At 31.9% G+C, this 3296-nt stretch carries 5 protein-coding genes; 3 read left to right on the forward strand and 2 right to left on the reverse strand.

Annotation, left to right across the window (positions count from 1 at the left end):
• Positions 1 to 147: 147 nt before the first annotated feature.
• The 3 genes from AsFPU1_RS10445 to AsFPU1_RS10455 all read left to right on the forward strand — a co-directional run bounded on the left by AsFPU1_RS10445 (position 148) and on the right by AsFPU1_RS10455 (position 1541).
• Positions 148 to 804, forward strand: coding sequence for a sugar phosphate isomerase/epimerase family protein (locus AsFPU1_RS10445; RefSeq protein WP_174715380.1), 657 nt, complete (start codon positions 148 to 150; stop codon positions 802 to 804).
• The gene (locus AsFPU1_RS10450; RefSeq protein WP_125061100.1) at positions 743 to 964 is read left to right on the forward strand and encodes a hypothetical protein; all 222 of its coding nucleotides are present in this window, start codon (positions 743 to 745) and stop codon (positions 962 to 964) included. The genes AsFPU1_RS10445 and AsFPU1_RS10450 overlap by 62 nt, the downstream gene beginning before the upstream one ends.
• 217 nt (positions 965 to 1181) lie before the next feature.
• Positions 1182 to 1541 carry an SDR family NAD(P)-dependent oxidoreductase gene (locus AsFPU1_RS10455; protein WP_227875718.1) on the forward strand — a complete coding sequence of 120 codons (360 nt, stop codon included), beginning with the start codon at positions 1182 to 1184 and terminating at the stop codon, positions 1539 to 1541.
• 31 nt (positions 1542 to 1572) lie between these two features.
• Here the strand turns inward: AsFPU1_RS10455 and AsFPU1_RS10460 are convergent, their stop codons facing one another.
• Complete coding sequence (locus AsFPU1_RS10460; RefSeq protein WP_125061102.1) at positions 1573 to 2211, reverse strand: SDR family NAD(P)-dependent oxidoreductase; 639 nt, start codon at positions 2209 to 2211, stop codon at positions 1573 to 1575.
• A gap of 72 nt (positions 2212 to 2283) precedes the next feature.
• The gene (locus tag AsFPU1_RS10465; protein ID WP_172957462.1) at positions 2284 to 3099 is read right to left on the reverse strand and encodes a sugar phosphate isomerase/epimerase family protein; all 816 of its coding nucleotides are present in this window, start codon (positions 3097 to 3099) and stop codon (positions 2284 to 2286) included.
• Positions 3100 to 3296: the final 197 nt, after the last annotated feature.

Raw genomic sequence — 3296 nt, forward strand, 5'->3', positions numbered from 1 at the left:
TAGTAGTGCTATTTTTGCTTTAACAGTGCTTATTTTCTTAAATTTTCTGCTAATAAGACTTCGGACATCTCAGTAGTTAGATATAAATCAAAGACTCTATTCTTAGAGTCTAAAAAACAAATTATTTCAGAAAAAATGGAGGTAATTATGAAACGAAAAATTGGCGTAACTAATTGGATTTTTGGCGATGTAGATTTAATTGAAAGTGCGAAAATTATCGCCAGTATGGGTTTTGATGGTATGGAGGTTTATGTTGACATTGAAAAGGTATCATCAACAGAGGTTAAAAAAGTTTTAAATGATCATAATTTAGATGTTTTTTCCTTGACTCCTGCTAATTTTGATTTAGCTAATAATTACCTAAATTGTAGACAAATAGCGATTGATTATTACAAAAAATTAATCGATTACGGAGCAGAATTAGGACATCCAGTTATTACTTGTCATGAATACATTCAAAATCAATCAATTAAGGATTATTTGGGGGCAATTTATTGGCTGATTGATTCTTGTAAAAAGCTTGCTATTTATGCTCAGAAAGCTAATATTAACTTGGGATTTGAACCCCTTAACCGTTATCTTTGTCGCTTCATTCTTACCAGTGTTGATGTTGTTGAGTTAATCAATCAAGTTGATGCCCATAATTTGACAATTATACTTGATACTTTTCACATGAATTTAGAAGAAAACGATCTCAATAAAGCCATCATAATGTGTAAAGATAAACTCAGTATTTATCAAATTGCTGATTCTAATCGCAAAAGGAATTGGGTTAGGTCATACAGATTTTACTACCCAATTTAAGACCTTAGATCAAATTAATTATACTGGCCCTATTATTTTAGAATGCGCTCATCCGAGACAGACCCCAGGTTCTCCATTAGCAGGAGATTTTGATGAACTAAAATTCTATCTTCAAACCAGTAAAAATTGGTTAATGCAACAAGAAACTACTTTAGTTTAAAAAGCATTAATTTTTGCTCTGTAAACTCCTCATCACTAACAATTACATCTACTCAATTACTTGGAGAAAATCATGTTTCCTGTCTATCCAGATTTAAAGAATAAGCATGTGTTAATCACGGGAGGAAGTAATGGTATTGGAGAAGCTTTGACCGTACTTTTGCTCAACAAGCATCAGAAGTGACTATCCTTGATTTAGATAAAGATAAGGGATTAAAATAGCAAAAGATTGTGAAAATTTGAACTGTAAAGTTAATGTCTATTCCGTAGATTTAACTAATACTTCAGAACTGACAAAGACCTTAAATTTAATCAAACAAGAAACTCCCATTGTTGATGTTTTAATTAATAATGCAGGGTATGATCCAAGATATCCTTTATTAGAGATGTCTGAAGAAGAATGGAATCATTTATTTCAATTAAATGTTGTCCATTATTTTATTACTTGTCGTGAACTTTTACCTGATATGATTAAAGCCGGTGGTGGTAGTATTATTATGACAAGTTCTCATGTTTTTTGGATTGCTAAACCCGATATGATCGCCTATAACACTACAAAAGCAGCAGTCATTGTTTAGTTCGTAGTTTAGCAACAGCAGCAGGAAAACATCATATTCGTGTTAATGCAGTTGCTTCTGGTGTCACCCATTGTTCTAATTGTCTTTCTGTCATAATCCAACCAGGAGCAACTGCATTAACACGAATATGATGTTTTCCTGCTGCTGTTGCTAAACTACGAACTAAACCAATGACTGCTGCTTTTGTAGTGTTATAGGCGATCATATCGGGTTTAGCAATCCAAAAAACATGAGAACTTGTCATAATAATACTACCACCACCGGCTTTAATCATATCAGGTAAAAGTTCACGACAAGTAATAAAATAATGGACAACATTTAATTGAAATAAATGATTCCATTCTTCTTCAGACATCTCTAATAAAGGATATCTTGGATCATACCCTGCATTATTAATTAAAACATCAACAATGGGAGTTTCTTGTTTGATTAAATTTAAGGTCTTTGTCAGTTCTGAAGTATTAGTTAAATCTACGGAATAGACATTAACTTTACAGTTCAAATTTTCACAATCTTTTGCTATTTTTAATCCCTTATCTTTATCTAAATCAAGGATAGTCACTTCTGATGCTTGTTGAGCAAAAGTACGGGTCAAAGCTTCTCCAATACCATTACTTCCTCCCGTGATTAACACATGCTTATTCTTTAAATCTGGATAGACAGGAAACATGATTTTCTCCAAGTAATTGAGTAGATGTAATTGTTAGTGATGAGGAGTTTACAGAGCAAAAATTAATGCTTTTTAAACTAAAGTAGTTTCTTGTTGCATTAACCAATTTTTACTGGTTTGAAGATAGAATTTTAGTTCATCAAAATCTCCTGCTAATGGAGAACCTGGGGTCTGTCTCGGATGAGCGCATTCTAAAATAATAGGGCCAGTATAATTAATTTGATCTAAGGTCTTAAATTGGGTAGTAAAATCTGTATGACCTAACCCAATTCCTTTGCGATTAGAATCAGCAATTTGATAAATACTGAGTTTATCTTTACACATTATGATGGCTTTATTGAGATCGTTTTCTTCTAAATTCATGTGAAAAGTATCAAGTATAATTGTCAAATTATGGGCATCAACTTGATTGATTAACTCAACAACATCAACACTGGTAAGAATGAAGCGACAAAGATAACGGTTAAGGGGTTCAAATCCCAAGTTAATATTAGCTTTCTGAGCATAAATAGCAAGCTTTTTACAAGAATCAATCAGCCAATAAATTGCCCCCAAATAATCCTTAATTGATTGATTTTGAATGTATTCATGACAAGTAATAACTGGATGTCCTAATTCTGCTCCGTAATCGATTAATTTTTTGTAATAATCAATCGCTATTTGTCTACAATTTAGGTAATTATTAGCTAAATCAAAATTAGCAGGAGTCAAGGAAAAAACATCTAAATTATGATCATTTAAAACTTTTTTAACCTCTGTTGATGATACCTTTTCAATGTCAACATAAACCTCCATACCATCAAAACCCATACTGGCGATAATTTTCGCACTTTCAATTAAATCTACATCGCCAAAAATCCAATTAGTTACGCCAATTTTTCGTTTCATAATTACCTCCATTTTTTTCTGAAATAATTTGTTTTTTAGACTCTAAGAATAGAGTCTTTGATTTATATCTAACTACTGAGATGTCCGAAGTCTTATTAGCAGAAAATTTAAGAAAATAAGCACTGTTAAAGCAAAAATAGCACTACTATAAAACACCCCTTGCATTCCCCAAATAGTAAACATTCCTCCTGCTAAAA

It is taken from the genome of Aphanothece sacrum FPU1 (assembly GCF_003864295.1).
Lineage (GTDB): Bacteria > Cyanobacteriota > Cyanobacteriia > Cyanobacteriales > Microcystaceae > Aphanothece_B > Aphanothece_B sacrum.